Below are 19,472 nucleotides of genomic sequence, written 5' to 3' on the forward strand. Positions count from 1 at the left end.
GCAACACTCATAACCCACCAAAAACCCACTCCATACCATGCAACTACATTTATCAAACTTAGGCGGTGCGCCGCGCCCGGTTCGGCGCTGGGCGCAGCTTGCGGGGGCGGCGGCGCTGCTGCTGGGCGGCATGCTGCCGGCCGAAGCCTGGGCCCAGGCCGGCCGCACGGTGTCGGGCACGGTCACGTCGGACACCGGCGAGCCACTGCCGGGCGTCACGGTCATCGTGAAAGGCACCACCGTGGGCGCCACCACCAACGCGGCCGGCGAGTACTCGCTCACGGTGCCCGACGGCGGCAACACGCTGGTGATTAGTTCGATTGGCTATGAGAAAAAGGAGGTGCCGGTGGCCGCTTCCGGGGCCGTGAACGCCCGGCTGGCCACCGAAGCCCAGTCGCTGAATGAGGTGCAGGTGGTGGGCTACGGTGTGCAGAAGAAAAGCCAGGTAACGGGCGCCATCTCGTCGGTGGACGAGCAGGCCCTGCGCGACGTGCCCGTGTCGAACGTGGGCCAGGCCCTGCAGGGCCGGGCGGCCGGCGTCAACATCTCAAGCGCCAGCTCCTCGCCCGGCCAAAACCCGGTGATTCGTATTCGGGGCAACCGCTCGTTTGCCGGCTCCAACGACCCGCTGCTGGTGGTGGACGGCGTGCCCTACGACGGCAACCTCAACGACCTGAACCCCGACGACCTGGTGGGCGTGGAAGTGCTGAAAGACGCTTCCTCGACGGCCATTTACGGGGCCCGGGGCGCCAACGGCGTGATTCTGATTACGACCCGGCGCGGCAAAGCCGGGGCCCCGCGCGCCACCTACAGCGGCTACTTCGGCGTGAAAAAGCCCTACGGCCTGTTCGACCTGCAAAACGGGCAGGAGTACTACAACTTCCGCTACGAGGCCTACCGCTCGCAAGGCGCCACCGACCCCAACACGGTGTCGGGCTTCCTGACGGCCGACGAGCGCGCCAACCTGGCCGCCGGCAAAACCACCGATTACCAGGACATGCTCATTCGGGACGGCCGCATCCAGAACCACGCCCTGGGCGTGAGCGGCGGCACCGAGCAGACGCAGTACTCGGCCTCGCTGGGCTACTACGACGAAACCGGCATCGTGCCGGTGCAGCGCCTGCAGCGCTACTCGCTGCGCGCCACGCTGGACCAGAAAATCGGCGGGCGCGTGAAAATCGGCCTCAACACGCTGAACAGCTACACCGACCAGGACGACCCCGGTCTGAACATCATCAACAACATCCTGACGGGCAGCCCGCTGGCCTCGGCCTACGGCCCCGACGCGCTGCCGGTGCTTTTCCCCAACACCGACAACGCCCTGGCCAACCCGCTGAACTACTACCAGCCGGACGCCCACCTGGACAAGCGCCGCCGCATCCGCACCTTCAACAGCCTCTACGGGCAGGTGAACATCGTGAAAGGGCTGGACTACCGCCTGAACCTGGGCCTGGACGGGCGCTCGGAAAACAGCGAGTCGTTCTTTGCCTCCAACACGCCGGCCCGCGGGGGCGGGCAAAACGCCGCTTCGCGCAGCCAGAACCTGGCCTTCAACTTGTTGGCCGAGAATATTCTGACGTACAACCACAGCTTTGGCAAGCACGACGTGAACTTCACGGGCCTGTACAGCGCCCAGGAATACCGCACCGACGGTTTCGGGGCCGGCTCGCAAAACCTGCCCGCCAACTACCAGCTGGCCAGCAACCTGGGCGCCGGCACGCCCACCGCGCCCAGCAGCTTCCAGAGCAAGTGGGACATCATTTCCTTCATGGCCCGCATCAACTACGCCTACGACAACCGCTACTCGGCCACCCTGACGGTGCGCCAGGACAAGTCGTCGCGCCTGGCGCCCGGCAACAAGTCCCAGGCTTTCCCTTCGGCGGCCGTGGCCTGGAACATCGCCAACGAAAGCTTCCTGCGGGAGCGGCCCTGGATGAGCGCCCTGAAGCTGCGCGCCAGCCTGGGCCGCACCGGCAGCACCGCCGTGAACCCCTACCAGACGCTGGGCTCGCTGCAAACCGGCCTCGGCAACGGCTACTACAACTTCGGCGGCACGGGCGTGATTGGCGTGGTACCGGCCAACATCGTGAACCCCGACCTGAAGTGGGAGTACACCACCACCACCAACTTCGGCCTGGATTTTGGCTTCTTCAACAACCGCATCACCGGCTCGGTGGAGCTCTACCAGCAGCGCACCAGCAACCTGCTGCTGCCCGACGCCCTGCCCGGTGCCAGCGGCTACACGGCCTTCACCCGCAACATCGGCCAGACCCAGAACCGCGGCCTCGAAATCAGCCTGACCACCGTGAACATCCGCAGCGCCGAGCCCAACGGCTTTGAGTGGAGCACGGACTGGAACTTCACCGTGAACCGCGAGAAAATCCTGGACCTGGGCCTGGGCAACGACGAAAACGGCAACCCCAAGAGCGACATCAGCAACCAGCGCTTCATCGGCCAGCCGCTGTATGTGATTTACGATTACAAGAAAGTGGGCATCTGGCAGCTGGGCGAGGAGGCTGCGGCCGCCAAAGCCGGCAGCAAGGTGGGCCAGATTAAGCTGGACGACCCCAACGGCAACGGCCTGGTGGACCCCGCCGACCGCCAGATTATCGGCTCGCGCCAGCCCAAGTTTGAAGCCGGCATGACCCAGCGCTTCCGCTTCAAGGGCTTCGACCTGACCGCCGTGGGCCTCACCCGCGTGGGCGCCACCATCGTGGACCCGCTGCTGTTCGGCAACTCCTACTTCACCACCTTCGAAGGCCGCCGCAACCAGGTGAACCTCGACTACTGGACGCCCACCAACCCCACCAACGCCTTCCCGCAGCCCCGCCGCGGCAACGGCGACTTCCCGCCCTACAGCCAGACGCTGGCCTACGTGGACGGCACGTTCATCAAAATCCGCAGCATCGACCTGGGCTACACCATTCCGGCGGCCTGGGCCAAGAGCGCCTTTTTGAGCTCGGCCCGCATTTATCTGCAGGTGCAGAACCCGCTCATCTGGTCGCCCAACGCCTTCTACAAGAAGAACAAAGCCATTGACCCGGACGCGCTGTCGTACTCCACGCGCTTTGGCGGCAGCGGCCAGCCCAGCGGCATCGCCTTCGCCGAGGGCGACCTGAACAGCGCCGTGAACGGCACCCTGGCCGGCCGCGGCGTGAACTACCCCGCCACCCGCGCCTTCATCGTGGGCCTGAACCTGGGCTTCTAATCTTCTTCCCACCCAACTTCAACGGGCGTAGCGCTACGCCACTCTTCATATGAAAAAAACCGTTATCAAGGTCGCCGCGCTGGCCGTGCTCATGGCGGCGGCCTCCAGCTGCAGCAAAGACCTGCTGGACGAAAACCCCCGCTCCATTCTGGTGCCGGGCTTCCTGGGCACGCCCGAAGGCGTGCAGGCCGGGCTGGTGGGCGTGTACTCGGGCCTGCGCAACGTGACCGTGGCCAACGAGGAAGCCGCCTACCTCACCGTGCAGGGCACCGACGAGTTCATGCGCGGCATTTCGGCCAACCAGGGCTACGAGGACTACAACCAGGGCCTGCTGAACTCCTCCAACTCGGCCGTGACCAACCAGTGGAACACCCTCTACCGCTACATCAACGACGCCAACGGCGTGATTCAGTACGCGGGCTCGGTGCAGGGCCTCACCGACGCCACCAAAGCCCAGATTGTGGCCGAAACAAAAGTGCTGCGGGCCTACTACTACTTCCTGCTGGTGCAGTATTTCGGCGACGTGCCCCTGAACCTTAAGTTCATCGACACGGCCGTGAAAGACATTTCGCGCGCTCCCAAGGCCGACGTGTACGCCGCCATCATCAACGACCTGACCGATGCGCTGGGCAAGCCCGCTTCGGGCGGCAACCCCGCCGTGCCCAGCATCGCCGATAAGGCCGCGCAGCCCGGCCGCGTGACGCGCGCCACTGCCCTGCACCTGCTGGCCCGGGTGTACCTGACCCGCGCCACGCTCACCTCCGTCACGGCCCCGAGCATGGCCGACTACACGCTGGCCGCGCAGTACGCCAACGAGCTGATTTCGCCCGCCGGGCAAACGCGCTACGGCGTGGGCCTGGAAACCGACGCCGCCGACGTGTTTCGGGAAGGCAACGAGAACGGCAAGGAAATCCTGATGAACGTGCAGTTCAGCGCCGACCCCACCTTCACCGGCATCTCCGACAACGGGGCCGGCGGCGCGGGCCAGAACCAGAGCAACTTCTACTTCCGCGGCCGCTACGATTTTTTCCCCAACGTGGCGCGCAGCATCATCTACGGCCGGCCCTACGCCCGCTTCATTTCCACGCCCTACCTGCTGAATTCTTACATCCTGCCCGGCGTGGAAACCACCGACCGGCAGTGGCGCACCACCGACACGCGCTACAACAAGTGGTTCAGCACGCTGTGGCTCGTGAACTCGAACGGCGCCGGCGCCGCCAACAGCGGCCGCGCCAACGCCGTGATTGGCGACACCGCCGCCTGGTACCCCGGCCGCGAGCTGACCACCGCCGAGCTGGCCCGCATTGCCGCGCGCCCCAACGGCCCCTACGTGGTGGGCACGCCCAGCAAGTACAGCACCCAGTTCTCGCCCTACATCAATAAGTGGGACGACCCCACGCGCCCGGCCACCAACACCAGCTCCGACCGCCCGCTGATTCTCTACCGCCTGGCCGAAACCTACCTCATTGCCGCCGAGGCCAACATGATGACCGGCAACCTGCCAGCGGCTGTGGCCGCCATCAACGCCGTGCGGGAGCGCGCCGGCGCCCCGGGCAAAAAGAACCTGATGGACGTCACGGCCTCGCAACTCAACATCGACTTCATCCTCGACGAGCGCACCCGCGAGCTGTGCGGTGAGCAAGTGCGCTGGTTCGACCTGGTGCGCACCCGCAAGCTCATCGAGCGCGTGCAGAAATCGGTGCCGGCCTACGTGGCCTCGAAACCGGCCGCCGTGGGCACCGACAGCTACGGCTCCGACGCGGCCAAGAACATTGTGGCCGGCCGCACCCCCGACCAGTTCTACCTGCGCCCCATTCCGCAGCAGGACATTGACCGCACCAACGGCAAAATCACCCAGAACCCCGGCTACAACTAACCGCCTCCGTTTCTGGCCCTTTGTAAGCCCCGGTTTCAGCGCGAAACCGGGGCTTATTTATGAGAGGGTACTACTTTTCGGCGGTCAGCTCTCTATCTGCATGAAAAACAGTCTGTTTGCTTTACTAGTATTGCTAAGCGTCGTGGGCACCCGCCCGGCCGCCGCCCAGGTGCGCCTGCCGCGCCTCGTGAGCGACGGCATGGTGCTGCAGCGCGACCAGCCGATGCGCATCTGGGGCTGGGCCAAGTCAGGTGAAGGCATCAGCGTAGTCTTTCAGGGCAAAACTTACCGGGCCACCACCGGCCCCGACGGCCAGTGGCGCGTGACGCTGCCCGCCATGAAAGCGGGCGGTCCTTATGAAATGAGCCTGAAGGCCAGCAACGAGCTCAGCGTGAAAGACATTTTGGTGGGCGACGTGTGGCTGTGCTCGGGCCAGTCGAACATGGAAACGCCCATGAGCCGCCTGCGCGACCGGTTTCCCGACGTCATCGCCCAGGCCGCCAACCCCAACATCCGGCAGTTTGAAGTGCCCCTCACCTACAACTTCCAGCGCCCCCAGCAGGACCTGACCGGCGGCAAGTGGATAGCCGCCGACCCGCAAACGGTGCTGAAGTTTTCGGGCGTGGCCTACTTCTTCGCCAAGGAAATCAACGCCAAATACCAGGTGCCGGTGGGCATCATCAAAGACGCCGTGGGCGGCTCGCCCGCCGAAGCCTGGCTGAGCGCCGAAGGTCTGAAGCAATTCCCCACCTACGAGCAGCAGCTGGCCAAATACAAAGACAGCACCGTGGTGCTCGGCATCCGGCAGCGCGAGAGCGCCGCCGTGGCCAACTGGTACCAAACGCTATACAAAACTGACCAGGGCGAAACCCATGGCCAGCAAAAATGGTTGGCGCCCGACTACGACGCCCGCAACTGGGCCACCATGCCGGTGCCCGGCCACTGGGCCGACCACACCCCGCTGGGCCCCGTGAACGGCGTGGTGTGGTTCCGCAAAGAAGTGGAAGTGCCCACCGCCCTGGTGGGTCAGCCTGCCCGCCTGGAGCTGGGCACGCTGGTCGATGCCGACTCCACCTACATCAACAGCCAGCTGGTGGGCAGCACCGGCTACCAGTACCCGCCCCGCAAATACGAAGTGAAAGCGGGCGTACTCCGGCCCGGCAAGAACGTGGTGGTGGTGCGTCTCATCAGCAACGCGGGCAAGGGCGGCTTCACGCTCGACAAGAAATACGAACTGACCGTCGGCGGCCAGACCATCGACCTGCGCGGGCCCTGGCAGTATAAGCTGGGCGCCACCATGCCGCCCACGCCGGGCACCACCACATTTCAGTACGTGCCCGGCGGTTTGTTTAATGGCATGATTGCGCCGGTGCTGCCCTACGCCATCAAGGGCGTGCTCTGGTACCAGGGCGAGTCGAACGCGGGGCGGACGGGCGACTATCAGGCGTTGTTTAATGGCATGATTAACGATTGGCGCCGGAATTTCCAGCGCCCCGAGCTGCCCTTCCTCTACGCGCAGCTGCCGAATTTCATGGCCGTGAAAAAGGAGCCGTCGGAAAGCGGCTGGGCCGAAGTGCGCGACGTGCAGCGGCGCGGACTGGCCTTGCCGCACACCGGCATGGCCGTGCTGATAGACGCCGGCGAGTGGAACGACATTCACCCGCTCGACAAGCAAACCCCCGGCCACCGCCTGGCCCTGGCCGCCCAAAAGGTGGCCTACGGCGAGAGCAGATTGGTGGCGGCCGGCCCCCTCTACCAAGCCCTGCAAACCGCTGGCAACAAAGTCACGCTGAGCTTCACGAGCATCGGCGGCGGCCTGGTGGCGAAGGGTGGGGGCGAGCTAAAGGCTTTTGCCGTGGCCGGGCCCGATAAGAAGTTTGTGTGGGCCCAGGCCAAAATCGAAGGCAACAAGGTGGTGGTCTGGAACGAGCAAGTGCCCCGCCCCGCCGTGGTGCGCTACGCCTGGGCCGACAACCCTGCCGGCGCCACCCTGTACAACAAAGAAGGCCTGCCGGCTTCCCCTTTCACCACCGAGCCCGCGCTGTCGCCCGCCACCGGCCGCCGCTAAATTCACCCCATGAAATACCTCCTCGGCTACGACATCGGTAGCTCTTCGATAAAAGCCTCCCTGCTGGACATTGACACCGGCAAGTGCGTGGCGGCCGTCACCTCGCCCAGGCAGGAGATGGAAATCAGCGTGCCCCAGGCCAACTGGGCCGAGCAGCGCCCCGAGCGCTGGTGGCAGGAAGTGGTGAACGCCACCGCCGAGCTGAAAGCCGGCTACGGCTTTGATACCTCGCTGGTGGCCGGCATCGGCATCACCTACCAGATGCACGGATTGGTGCTGGTGGATAAGGACGGCAAAGTGCTGCGTCCCGCCATCATTTGGTGCGACAGCCGCGCCGTGGACTTCGGCAACCAGGCCTTTGCGGAGTTGGGCGAAGAATACTGCCTCGAAAACTTCCTGAATTCGCCCGGTAACTTCACCGCGTCCAAGCTGAAGTGGGTGCGCGAAAACGAGCCCGAGGTCTACGCCCGGATTCACAAGATTCAGCTGCCCGGCGACTACATCGCCTTCAAGCTGAGCGGGCAACTGCAAACCACTGTTTCCGGCTTGTCGGAAGGCGTGTTCTGGAATTTCAAGCGGCAGGCCATCGCCCAGGAATTGCTGGACTACTATGGCATCAGCGCCGACCTGTTGCCGGAAGTAGTGGATACCTTCTCGGTGCAGGGCCACCTGAGCGCCGAAGCTGCGCAGGAGCTGGGCCTCACGGCCGGCACCCCCATCAGCTACCGGGCCGGCGACCAGCCCAACAACGCTTTCTCCCTCAACGTGCTGAACCCGGGCGAAGTGGCGGCCACCGGCGGCACCAGCGGCGTGGTCTACGGCATCAACGAAACCAACACACCCGACCCCCGCTCGCGCGTCAACTCCTTCGTGCACGTGAACAGCACGCCCGCCCAGCCCCGCAACGGCGTGCTGATGTGCCTCAACGGCACCGGCATTTTGAACAGCTGGCTGCGCAAAATCGTGGGCGAGCTGCCCTACGACCGCATGAACCAGCTGGCTGCCCAGGCGCCGGTAGGAGCGGAGGGCCTCGTGTTCCTGCCCTTCGGCAACGGCGTGGAGCGCATCCTCGAAAACCGCCCGGCCGATGCCGAACTGCGCGGTTTGAACTTCAATATTCACCACCAGCCGCACGTGCTGCGCGCGGCGCAGGAAGGCATCGTGTTCGCCCTGAACTACGGCATGGACATCATGCGGGCCAGCGGCGTGCAGGTGCGCAAGGTGCGCGCCGGCAACGCCAACATGTTCCTCAGTCCGGTCTTCCGCGAAGCCTTTGTGAACAGCGGCAACGTGGAGCTGGAGCTCTACAACACCGACGCGGCCCAGGGCGCGGCGCGCGGCGCCGGCATCGGGGCCGGCGTATACGCCAGTCCGGCCGAAGCCTTTGGGGGCCTCGAACGCATTCTCACCGTGGAGCCCACCGACCGGCTCCGTGAACAATACCACGCCGCGTATAGCCGCTGGCAAGACGCTTTATCTCACCGTATTCCCAATTCCATCACCACCCCTTCCTATGTCTAGCAACACGCTCTCCAAGACAGAATTCTTCACGGGCATCGACACCATTCGCTTCGAAGGTCGCGAGTCGGACAACCCGCTTTCCTTTAAATGGTACGACGAAAACCGCGTGGTGGCCGGCAAAACCATGAAGGAGCACCTGCGCTTCGCGGTGTCGTACTGGCACACTTTCACCGGCACCGGCGGCGACCCGTTCGGCCCCGGCACCAAGCAGTTTGCCTGGGACTCGCACCACGAAATCATCGGCCGCGCCAAGGACAAGATGGACGCCGCGTTCGAGTTTTTCACCAAGCTCGGCACGCCCTACTACTGCTTCCACGACATTGACCTAGTGGACGAAGGCGACTCGCTGGCCGAGTACGAGCGCAACCTGGCCACCATCGTGGACTACGCCAAGCAGCACCAGGCCGATACCGGCGTGAAGCTGCTCTGGGGCACGGCCAACGTGTTTTCGAACCCGCGCTACATGAACGGCGCCAGCACCAACCCCGACTTTCAGGTGGTGGCCCACGCCGCCACGCAGGTGAAAAATGCCATTGATGCCACCATTGCGCTGGGCGGCGAGAACTACGTGTTCTGGGGCGGCCGCGAGGGCTACATGACCCTACTCAACACCGACATGAAGCGCGAGCAGGAGCACATGGGCCGCTTCCTGACCATGGCCCGCGACTACGCCCGCCAGCAGGGCTTCACGGGCAAGTTTTTCATCGAGCCCAAGCCGGCCGAGCCCACCAAGCACCAGTACGATTTTGATGCCGCCACCGTCATTGGATTCCTGCGCGAGCACGGCCTGGAAAACGACTTCATGCTGAACCTGGAAGTGAACCACGCCACGCTGGCCGGCCACACCTTCCAGCACGAGCTGCAAGTGGCCGCCGATGCCAACCTGCTGGGCAGCATGGACGCCAACCGCGGCGACTACCAGAACGGCTGGGACACCGACCAGTTTCCCAACAACCTGAACGAGCTGACCGAGAGCATGCTCATCATTCTGGAACACGGCGGCTTCCGGCACGGCGGCATCAACTTCGACGCCAAAACCCGCCGCAACTCCACCGATTTGGAGGACATTTTCATCGCCCACATTTCGGGCATGGACACCTTCGCCCGCGCCCTGGTGGTGGCCAATGACATCCTCGAAAAGTCGCCCTACCGCAAATTCCGCCAGGAGCGCTACGCCTCGTTCGATTCCGGCCAGGGTGCCGAGTTCGAGCGCGGCGGCCTGACCCTGGAAGACCTGCGCACCATCGCCCACAAATCGGGCGAGCCCACGCCCCGGAGCGGCAAGCAGGAGTGGCTGGAAGCCATTATCAATCAGTACATCTAGGCTTTAATGGCCCAACGAAATAGGTCGTCGTGTCGAGCGCAGCCGAGGCATCTCGCTCGGAGAAGTAATTATTTACTCTGGCACGCGAGATGTCTCGACAAGCTCGACATGACGTTTTGAAAAATTTAAGCTCAGCAAAGAGCTAAACCAAAAACGGAACCGGCTGGCCGCCAAGTGGTGGGAATAGCGAGGCGGCTGGCTGGAGACGTTTTGCCGACTGCGGCGGGCTTGTGTGAGCCCGCCGCCAGTAGGCGGCTCCGGCGTTCCGGCACGAAGATAGGCCCGTTGGTGAGCGGGTCACGCTTCAGGCGGGTCAGTGTGCCCGCCGGCCGGAACGCCGTTTTGCCGTCGGCCTATCGGGTCGTCTTTTGCCTCCTGTTTTCCCGCTGCTTTTCCTCGTTGCATGAGTTTTCCCAAGCGCATTCTGACCGCCCTCGGCTCGCTCGGCCTGGCGGTTGCCGGCCCGGCTGCCACCGCCCAACCCGTGCAGATGACCGTGCAGGCCGGCGACCCCAAGCTGCAAATCAGCCGGCACATCTACGGGCATTTTGCCGAGCACCTGGGCCGCTGCATCTACGGCGGGTTTTGGGTGGATAAAGATTCGAAAGCCCCACAGCAAGGCCGCATCCGGATGGACGTGGTGGAGGCGCTGCGCAAAATCAAGGTGCCCAACCTGCGCTGGCCCGGCGGCTGCTTCGCCGATACCTACCACTGGCACGACGGCGTGGGGCCCAGCGCCCAGCGGCCCAAGATGTTGAACATGTGGTGGGGCAATACGCTCGAAGACAATAGCTTCGGCACGCACGAATTTCTGGAGCTGTGCAGCCTGCTCGGCACCGAGCCCTACCTGGCGGCCAACGTGGGCAGCGGCACCGTGCAGGAAATGGCCGGCTGGATGGAATACCTCAACGCTAACGACGACACCCCGCTGGTACTGGAACGCCGCCGCAACGGCCACCCCGAGCCCTACAAAGTGAGTTGGTGGGGCATCGGCAACGAAAGCTGGGGCTGCGGCGGCAACATGACCGCCGAGTACTACACCGACGTGTACAAGCGCTACGCCACCTTCGCCCACAACTACCCGGCCTCGCCGCCGCTGAAAAAAATAGTGAGCGGCGCTAACGGCGACGACCCCAACTGGACGGAAACGTGCATGAAGCGCATTCCGCTCGGCCAGATGTGGGGCCTCACCCTGCACCAGTACACGCTGCCCACCGGCAACTGGACCGGCAGCAAGGGCTCGGCCACCAATTTCGACGAAACCCAGTACTTCAGCACCCTGCGCAACTGCCTGCGGATGGAGGCCATCGTGAGCAAGCACGCCGCCATCATGGACAAGTACGACAAGGACAAAAAGGTGGCCCTGCTGGTGGATGAGTGGGGCGTGTGGACCGACGTGGAGCCCGGCACCAACCCCGGCTTTCTGTACCAGCAAAACTCGCTGCGCGACGCGCTGGTGGCCGGCACCACGCTCAACATCTTCAACAACCACTGCGACCGGGTGCGCGGCGCCAACCTGGCCCAGGCCGTGAACGTGCTCCAAGCCGTCATCCTCACCGACAAGGACCGGATGCTGCTCACGCCCACCTACCACGTGTTCGACCTCTACCAGGTGCACCAGGATGCCCAGTACCTGCCGCTGCAGTTCAGCAGCCCGGACTACGCGTTTGGCAGCGAGAAAATCCCGGCCCTGAACGCCTCGGCATCCAAGGATAAGAGCGGCGCGGTGCACATCTCGCTGGTCAATCTCGACCCGCACAAGGCCATTGCCCTGGAAACGGCGCTGGCGGGCATAAGCTGGAAAACCGTAACGGGCCGCGTGTTGACTTCGGCTAAAATCAACGATTACAACACCTTCGACAAACCCAATGCCGTGAAGCTGGCCAGCTTCACGGGCGCTAAAAAGCGTGGCGATAAGCTGGCCGTGGAACTGCCGCCGAAGTCGGTGGTGATGCTGGAGCTGCGCTGAACAATTTTTAGCCCGCTATGCTGCGCGACGGGCTTTTTACCATTCCGAATATGAAAACCAACTTACTCGCTACCCCGCTGCGCCGCCTGCTGCTCGGCAGCCTGATTATGGCCGGCCTCGGCGCGCTCAACAGCCGCTACGACGTGGCTGCGCTGGCGCACGCGCAGGTGCCCGCACCGCCCGCGAAAGGCCTGAAAGACTACTACCGAGCGTATTTTCCCATCGGGGTGGCCGTGTCGCCGCAGGGCCTGAAAGGCGCCGAGGGCGAGCTAATTAAGCAACAGTTCAACAGCATTACGCCGGAGAATGCCATGAAAATGGGCCCCATTCATCCGGAGGAGTTCCGCTATTTCTGGGACGATGCCGACCAGATTGTGCAGTTTGCGCAGGACAACAAGCTGCGCGTGCGCGGCCACAACCTGCTCTGGCACGAGCAAACCCCGAAGTGGCTGTTCAAAAATGCCGACGGCACGCAGGTTTCCAAAGAAGTGCTATTGCAGCGGCTCAAAGACCACATCAACACGGTGGTGAAGCGCTACCGGGGCAAAATCTACGCCTGGGACGTGGTGAACGAGGCCATTTCCGACAACCCCAACGAGTTTTTGCGCAACTCAGAGTGGTACAAAATCTGCGGCGAAGACTTCATTGCCAAAGCCTTTGAATACGCCCACGCGGCCGACCCTAAGGCCGTGCTGTTTTACAACGACTACAACACCGAGCGCCCCGAAAAGCGCGAGCGCATCGTCAAGCTGCTCAAGCAGTTGAAGGACGCCAAGGTGCCGATTGATGCCGTGGGCCTGCAGGGTCACTGGTCCTTGCAGGAGCCCACGGAGCCGGAACTGCGCGCGGCCCTGGACCAGTACAAGTCGCTGGGCCTGAAAATCCAGATTACCGAGCTCGACGTGTCGATTTACCCCTGGGAGAAGGAGCGCCGCGCCAAGCGGCCGGGCGAGTCGGACGCCTACACGCCGGAGCTGGAACAGAAGCAGGCCGCGCAGTACAAAATGTTCTTCAAGGTGTTCCGGGACTACAAAGACGTGATTACGGGCGTGACCTTCTGGAACATTTCCGACAAATACACCTGGCTGGACACCTACCCAGTGGCCGGCCGCAAAAACTACCCGCTGCTGTTCGACCAGAACCAGAAGCCCAAAAAGGCTTTTTATGAAGTGGTGAAATTTTAGCAGAACGTATGTAGAGACGCGACCCTTCGCGTCTCCCGTTCGCGCCGTTTTGCTAGTGCTCGACGGTCATTGTTCAACGCCGAGACGCGAAGGGTCGCGTCTCTACATCGCGCCATGAAATTCTTCCGTTTGTTATTGCCATTCGCAGTGCTGCTCAGCACCTTCGATGCGCTGGCCCAAACAACCCTGCCCGTGGGCGCCAGCACCGTTTCGGCCACTAAAGGCCAGGGCGGCTTCACGCTGGCTGCGGCCGGCAAAACCGCCCCCATCTACGCCAGCGCCAGCGACTGGCCCGGTGTGCTGCGCGCCGCCAAAGACCTGCAGGCCGACGTGCAGCGCGTGACCAGAATCCAGCCGCCGTTCGGCACCGGTAAGCCGGCAGGGCAGGAGGTCGTGTTCATCGGCACCATCGGCAAGAGCCCGCTGATTGACCAGCTCATCAAAGCCAAGAAGCTGGACGTGAAGGCCGTGGCCGGGCGCTGGGAAACCTTTGTGCGGCAGGTGGTGGAGCAGCCCCTGCCCGGCGTGGCACGTGCGCTGGTCATTGCCGGCAGCGACAAGCGCGGCACGATTTACGGCATTTACGACCTCTCGCAGCAGATGGGGGTGTCGCCCTGGTACTGGTGGGCCGACGTGCCGGTGAAGCCCCAAACTGCCCTCTACGTGGCGCCCGGCCGCTACACGCTGGGCGAGCCGGCCGTGAAATACCGCGGCATTTTCATCAACGACGAGGCGCCGGCCCTGCAAAACTGGTCGCAGGAGAAATTCGGTGGCGTCAACTCGAAGATGTACACCCACATGTTTGAATTGATTCTGCGGCTGAAGGGGAATTACCTGTGGCCGGCCATGTGGGGCAACATGTTCAACGCCGACGACCCGCAAAACCCCGTGTTGGCCGACGAGTACGGCATCGTGATGGGCACCTCGCACCACGAGCCGCTGACCCGGGCGCACGAGGAATGGAAGAAGTTCGACGGCGGCGCCTGGAACTACCAGACCAATGCGGCCAGGCTGCAGGAGTTCTGGCGCGGCGGCATGCAGCGGATGGGCACCCGCGAAAACATCGTGACCGTGGGCATGCGCGGCGACGGCGACGAGCCCATGAGCCGCGAAAGCAACATTGCGCTGCTCGAAAAAATAGTGGCCGACCAGCGCCAAATCATTGCCGAAACGACCGGCAAGCCCGCCGCGCAAACGCCCCAAATGTGGGCCCTCTACAAAGAAGTGCAGGACTACTACGACAAGGGCATGCGCGTGCCCGACGACGTGACCCTGTTGCTTTGCGACGACAACTGGGGCAACCTCCGCAAGCTGCCCAAGCCGGGCGAAAAGCCCCGGGCCGGCGGCTACGGCATCTACTACCACTTCGACTACGTGGGCGGCCCGCGCAACTACAAGTGGCTGAACACGAACCCGCTGCCGCGCATCTGGGAGCAGATGCACCTGGCCAAAGAATATGGCGCCGACAAAATCTGGATTGTGAACGTGGGCGACCTCAAGCCCATGGAACTGCCCATCAGCTTCTTCCTGGACTACGCCTGGAACCCCGACCGCATTCCGGCCACCGGCGTGGCGGCCTACACCCAGCGCTGGGCCGCCCAGCAGTTTGGCCCGGCTTATGCCCCCGAAATAGCCGACATCCTGGCCAAATACGCCAAGTACAACGCCCGCCGCAAGCCCGAACTGCTCGACGCCAACACCTACCGCCTGGCCACCGGCGAGTGGGCCACGGTGGTGGCCGACTACAACCAGCTGCTGACCCGCGCCGAGGCCATCAACCAAAAAATGCCGGCCGCCAGCCGCGACGCCTACTACGAGCTGGTGCTGCACCCCGTGCAGGCCTGCGCCAACCTCAACGAGCTGTACTACACCGTGGCGCGCAACCGCGAGGCGGCCCAAAAAGGCCAGGCCAATGCCAACGAATTAGCCGAGAAAGCCAAAGCCCTGTTTGCCAAAGATGCCGAAATAAAGAACCGCTACCACGCCTTGGCCGGCGGCAAGTGGAACCACATGATGGACCAGACGCACATCGGCTACACCTACTGGCAGCAGCCGCCCGCCGATAAAATGCCCGAGGTGCAGACCGTGGCCGGCGCCGGTGCGCCGCCTGCAAACACTGCTGCAGTTGCTTCTGCGGGCACTGGCAGCTACGTCAGCCTGGAGGCGGAGCATTACACCACGGCCGTAGGCGCGGGCCCCATCATCTGGCAGCGCCTGCCGGACCTGGGCCGCACGCTCGGGGCCGTCACTACGTTTCCGGTCACGGCGGCGCCCACGGCCACGCCCGGCGGTGCCAGCCCGCACCTGGAATACCGCATCAGCCTGGCCCAGCCCGGCGCCGTGCAAGTGGCCGCTTATCTGGCTCCCACGCTGGACTTCACCAACACCACCGGCCTGCGCTACGCCGTGTCGATTGACGACGAAGCGCCGCAGCTCATCAACCTGCACACCGGCCTCAACCCCGACAACGGCAACAAGCCCTGGGAGCAGGCCGTGGCCGAAAACATCATCCTTAAAACCTCACAGCACCGCGTGGCCGCGGCTGGCCCGCACGTGCTCAGGTTCTGGCGCGTAGACCCCGGCGTGGTGCTGGAAAAACTGGTGGTGAGCCAGGGCGAGGCGCCCGCCAGCTACCTCGGCCCGCCCGAGAACGTGCCCGCGCCCGCCGCTGGCAAGGGCAGCGTGGGGCAGCGGTAGAGACGCATAGTTGCGTCTCGTCGTTGAACATGGCGCGTAAACGATGCGGCGCTAACGACACCCGGACGGCGCGGACGTAGAGACGCAAAATATGGCGTCTCTACGTCGTTCAACTACTGCCGAATCAGTATCAGGGCCGAGCTGCCGGGCACCTGCACGCCGCTCATCACTTCGAGCACGTCGAAGCCTTCCTGGTTGATTTCTTTGCCGCGCAACACCACCGTGTAGGTCCCGCGCGGCAGGGCCACGCTATCGGCCGAGTGGTTGCCGTTGAAAATGACCGTGATGTCCTGCCAGGGGTCGCCGCCGGCGTGGTTTTTCAGCTGGTAGGCGATGACGCCGGGGTGGGTGCCGGGTAGAAATTCCAGGTGCTGCTGCACCAGCTCGGCGGTGGGCAGGCGGAAGGCGGGGTGGGCCCGGCGCAGGGCAATGAGCTTGCGGTAAAAGTCATACACGCCGGCGTATCGGGCCTTGCGCGCCCAGTCGAGCTGGTTCACGCTGTCGGGCTGATTGAAAGAGTTGTGCGCGCCGCCCTTGGTGCGCAAAAACTCATCGCCGACCGGCAAAAACGGAATGCCCTGCGAGGTAAACACGATGGTGTTGCTGAGCAAATCCATCTTAATCAGCTCCGCCTCGGAAGCGCCTTTGTTCGAGGCTTTTAGCTTGTCCCAGAGCACCAGGTCGTCGTGGCAGGCCACGTAGTTGATGGCCTGGGCGGGCGAGCTGGCCCAGGCGGCTTTCGAGTAATTGACCTTGGCGTAATCCACCTGCGGGTGTTGGGTGGCGGCCACGATGCCGAACTTCACGCTCTCCTCCAGGCCGGCCTGGCCGCTGGCAAAGCCGGGCTCGGTTTGGCGGGCAAAATGGCCCTTCACGCCGTCGCGCAACTCGTCGCCGAAGGCCGCAATGCGGTCGAGCTTGCCCATGTTGGCCTTCACGGCGCGCCGGGCTTCGGGCAGGGGTGAGGCCCCGGCGGCCCAGCCCTCGCCATACGTCAGGATGCTGTGGTCCTGCAGGTCGAGGGCCACGCGCACGGCGCGCATGGTCTCAATGTCCAGCACGCCCATGAGGTCGAAGCGGAAGCCGTCGGCGTGGTATTCCTGTGCCCAATACGTCACGGATTCCACGATGAGCTTGCGCACCATGGGCCGCTCCGAGGCCACTTCGTTGCCGCAGGCGGTGGCGTTTGAGTAAGAGCCGTCGGGGTTGTGGCGGTAGTAGTAGCCGGGCACCAGCTGTTCGAAGCTGCTGCGGGCGGCGTTGGCGGTGTGGTTATACACCACGTCGAGCACCACGCGCAGGCCCTGGCCGTGCAGGTTCTGCACCAGCTGCTTAAACTCGCTGATGCGGGTGGCGGGGTTGGCGGCGTTGGTCGAATACGAGCCTTCGGGCACGGAGTAGTGCAGCGGGTCGTAGCCCCAGTTGTAGCGGGCGACGCTGGCCGGCGCGGCTTCATCGAGGCTGGCGAAGTCGTTGGTGGGCAGCAGGTGCACGTGGGTCAGCCCCAGCTCCACCAGGTGCTCCAGGCCGGTGGTCACGCCTTCGGGGCCGCGGGTGCCGAGCTGGGCCACGCCGAGGTACTTGCCCTTGCGGGTGATGCCCGACTGCGGGTGCATGCTGAGGTCGCGCACGTGCACTTCGCCGATGACGACGTCGGTGGGCTGCTTCAGGGCCGGGCGCAGGTCGTCGGGCCAGCCGGGCGGGCTCACGGCGGTGGGGTTGAGCACGGCCCCGCGCTGGCCGTTGATTCCGACGGCATGAGCATACGGGTCGGCCACTTCGGCCATTTTCCTGCCGGCGATGGTGGCCTGCACCGTGTAGAAGCCGGCGGTGCCGGCGGGCAGGGCAGCCAGCCAGGTGCCGTCTTCGGCCTTGGTCATGGCCAGGTCGGCGGTGGGCGCGCCGCCGGTGCCGGCCGCGTACAGCTTCAGGTGCAGGGCCTCGGCGGTGGGGGCCCACACGCGCAGGGTGGCCTGGGGCCCGCGCCAGGTCAGGCCCAGGTCGGGGCCGCGGTACACGGGGTAGCTATCGAAATCGGGCAGGGGCGGAGCGGCCGGGGATTTGGTGGTAGAAAGCAGCACGAGCAACAGGAGGGAGCGAATCATGGCTGCAAAGTTCGGGAATTGTACGTAATGAAGACTAGCTGCGGCTAATAAGCTGCAAAAAGCCATTATGCCGGGCGCAGCGCAATATCTGGCTTCCCGCGCTAATTCCAACGATTGGATTCGTAGAAGCACGGTGGATGCTGCTTAGCGCCTGGCATGAGGTTCTTTTTGGTGTGCCTTCCCGTTTCAGGACAAAGCAAGCCCTCTCCAGAAGGCGCCCTGCCCGGCCGATAAAACGGCCCCCGCCGTCGATACAATCCTCGTTACGGTCGGTTTGGCGGGGTTTTGGAAATGGGTGCCTGCTATGTTTGTTTCGCTTTCCTCCTGTGCTATGGCCGTCCTCACCCCCCGGCGCTACCTCACCCCGCTCATTCACGTGCTGGTGTGGGGCTTGTTCGGACTCACGTTCTTGCTGTTTCAGCCGCTCACCGGCCGGCTCACCATGCCCCCGCAGTTCTGGCTGAAGCAGGGGCTGCTGTTCTGCGTGTGGGTGGCCACGTTCTACCTCACGGCTAAAGTCTTGGTGCCGCGGCTGCTGTTTCAGGGGCGCACGGGCTGGTTCATTCTGGCGCTGGTGGGCGTCACGGTGGGGGTGCTGCTGTTCAGCAAGCTGCTGGAGTCCGCCCTGAACCTGCCCGCGCTCATGGACAAGGCCTTTATTGCCGTGGCGGGCCGGCCCCGGCTCACCCCGCGCGGCCCCCGCTTCGATTCCATGGGCCTGCTCACCACCATGTTTGTGCTGGGCATCAGCACCTGCATCACGGTGGTGCAGAAGTGGCAAAAAGACGCCCAGGCCCGCCAGACCCTGGAGCAGCAGCGCGTGAGCTCGGAGCTGTCCATGCTCAAGGCCCAGATAAACCCGCACTTTTTCTTCAACACCCTCAACAACATCTACGCCCTCACCTTGCTCGACGGCGAGCAGGCCCGCACGGCCATTCATCGCCTCTCGCGCATGATGCGCTACGTGCTGTATGACACGGCCGGCGGCATGACCCTGCTGAGCCAGGAAATTGCCTTCGTGCAGGACTACATCACCCTCATGCAGCTCCGGCTCGATGAGCGCGTGACCGTCACCTTCGAGCGGCCCGACCCCGTGCGCGACGTGCCCGTGGCGCCCATGCTGCTGCTGCCCTTCCTCGAAAACGCCTTTAAGCACGGCGTGGCCGCCACCGAGCCCAGCCGCATCTACGTGGCCATCCGCCAGCCGCAGCCCGATGTGGTGGAGCTGGAAGTGCGCAACAGCCGCCTTGCCCTGCCCGCCACCGACCTGGCCGGCAGCAACGGCATCGGCCTGGCCAACACCCGCCGCCGCCTCGATTTGCTCTACCCCGGCCGCTTCCAGCTGGTGGTGGATGAGCACACGCCGGCCAACGAATTTCTGGTGCACCTCACCCTGGCGGTAGGGGAGGAGGCCAAGGTTGGGGCGTTGGAGCCGGTTGCGGTTCTGTCATCCTGAGCTTGCGAAGGACCTTATCAATAAAAAAACCCGTTGCCGTAACGTCAAACTGAGCGACCGTGAG

10 protein-coding genes are annotated in these 19,472 nt (G+C 64.1%); 9 read left to right on the forward strand and 1 reads right to left on the reverse strand.

Annotation, left to right across the window (positions count from 1 at the left end):
- Window positions 1-37 precede the first annotated feature (37 nt).
- From I2H31_RS18335 to I2H31_RS18370, 8 genes are all read left to right on the forward strand, one after another.
- A complete protein-coding gene (locus I2H31_RS18335) occupies window positions 38-3,208 on the forward strand; it encodes a SusC/RagA family TonB-linked outer membrane protein (RefSeq protein ID WP_196294511.1) in 3,171 nt (1,056 codons plus the stop codon).
- 49 nt (window positions 3,209-3,257) lie between these two features.
- Window positions 3,258-5,084 carry a RagB/SusD family nutrient uptake outer membrane protein gene (locus I2H31_RS18340; RefSeq protein WP_196294512.1) on the forward strand — a complete coding sequence of 609 codons (1,827 nt, stop codon included), beginning with the start codon at window positions 3,258-3,260 and terminating at the stop codon, window positions 5,082-5,084.
- Between the two features lie 100 nt (window positions 5,085-5,184).
- Window positions 5,185-7,152 (forward strand): sialate O-acetylesterase, encoded by a 1,968-nt coding sequence (locus I2H31_RS18345; protein ID WP_196294513.1) that lies wholly within the window; start codon window positions 5,185-5,187, stop codon window positions 7,150-7,152.
- Between the two features lie 9 nt (window positions 7,153-7,161).
- Window positions 7,162-8,673 (forward strand): xylulokinase, encoded by a 1,512-nt coding sequence (locus I2H31_RS18350; RefSeq protein ID WP_196294514.1) that lies wholly within the window; start codon window positions 7,162-7,164, stop codon window positions 8,671-8,673.
- Complete coding sequence (gene xylA / locus I2H31_RS18355; protein WP_196294515.1) at window positions 8,666-9,997, forward strand: xylose isomerase; 1,332 nt, start codon at window positions 8,666-8,668, stop codon at window positions 9,995-9,997. Before I2H31_RS18350 ends, xylA begins: the two co-directional genes overlap by 8 nt.
- A gap of 403 nt (window positions 9,998-10,400) precedes the next feature.
- Window positions 10,401-11,966, forward strand: a complete 1,566-nt coding sequence (locus I2H31_RS18360) for an alpha-N-arabinofuranosidase (RefSeq protein WP_196294516.1) — start codon at window positions 10,401-10,403, stop codon at window positions 11,964-11,966.
- A 50-nt stretch (window positions 11,967-12,016) separates the two neighbouring features.
- Window positions 12,017-13,150, forward strand: coding sequence for an endo-1,4-beta-xylanase (locus I2H31_RS18365; protein WP_230687917.1), 1,134 nt, complete (start codon window positions 12,017-12,019; stop codon window positions 13,148-13,150).
- Between the two features lie 114 nt (window positions 13,151-13,264).
- Window positions 13,265-15,847 (forward strand): glycosyl hydrolase 115 family protein, encoded by a 2,583-nt coding sequence (locus tag I2H31_RS18370; RefSeq protein WP_196294517.1) that lies wholly within the window; start codon window positions 13,265-13,267, stop codon window positions 15,845-15,847.
- Window positions 15,848-15,960: 113 nt separating this feature from the next.
- Here the strand turns inward: I2H31_RS18370 and pulA are convergent, their stop codons facing one another.
- Window positions 15,961-17,952 carry a type I pullulanase gene (gene pulA, locus I2H31_RS18375; RefSeq protein WP_196294518.1) on the reverse strand — a complete coding sequence of 664 codons (1,992 nt, stop codon included), beginning with the start codon at window positions 17,950-17,952 and terminating at the stop codon, window positions 15,961-15,963.
- Window positions 17,953-18,283: 331 nt separating this feature from the next.
- Between pulA and I2H31_RS18380 the strand changes: the two genes are divergently transcribed.
- Window positions 18,284-19,408 (forward strand): sensor histidine kinase, encoded by a 1,125-nt coding sequence (locus tag I2H31_RS18380; RefSeq protein ID WP_196294519.1) that lies wholly within the window; start codon window positions 18,284-18,286, stop codon window positions 19,406-19,408.
- The last annotated feature ends 64 nt before the right edge of the window (window positions 19,409-19,472 follow it).

Source organism: Hymenobacter ruricola (genome assembly GCF_015694525.1).
In the GTDB taxonomy this organism is placed as follows: Bacteria; Bacteroidota; Bacteroidia; order Cytophagales; family Hymenobacteraceae; genus Hymenobacter; species Hymenobacter ruricola.

Bases quoted from the DNA above. Each gene is read 5' to 3' on its own strand.
- I2H31_RS18345 (WP_196294513.1), top strand. From the start codon at position 5,185: ATGAAAAACAGTCTGTTTGCTTTACTAGTATTGCTAAGCGTCGTGGGC.
- I2H31_RS18350 (WP_196294514.1), top strand. From the start codon at position 7,162: ATGAAATACCTCCTCGGCTACGACATCGGTAGCTCTTCGATAAAAGCC.
- pulA (WP_196294518.1), bottom strand. From the start codon at position 17,952: ATGATTCGCTCCCTCCTGTTGCTCGTGCTGCTTTCTACCACCAAATCC.
- I2H31_RS18360 (WP_196294516.1), top strand. From the start codon at position 10,401: ATGAGTTTTCCCAAGCGCATTCTGACCGCCCTCGGCTCGCTCGGCCTG.
- I2H31_RS18340 (WP_196294512.1), top strand. From the start codon at position 3,258: ATGAAAAAAACCGTTATCAAGGTCGCCGCGCTGGCCGTGCTCATGGCG.
- I2H31_RS18365 (WP_230687917.1), top strand. From the start codon at position 12,017: ATGAAAACCAACTTACTCGCTACCCCGCTGCGCCGCCTGCTGCTCGGC.
- I2H31_RS18380 (WP_196294519.1), top strand. From the start codon at position 18,284: ATGGCCGTCCTCACCCCCCGGCGCTACCTCACCCCGCTCATTCACGTG.
- xylA (WP_196294515.1), top strand. From the start codon at position 8,666: ATGTCTAGCAACACGCTCTCCAAGACAGAATTCTTCACGGGCATCGAC.
- I2H31_RS18370 (WP_196294517.1), top strand. From the start codon at position 13,265: ATGAAATTCTTCCGTTTGTTATTGCCATTCGCAGTGCTGCTCAGCACC.
- I2H31_RS18335 (WP_196294511.1), top strand. From the start codon at position 38: ATGCAACTACATTTATCAAACTTAGGCGGTGCGCCGCGCCCGGTTCGG.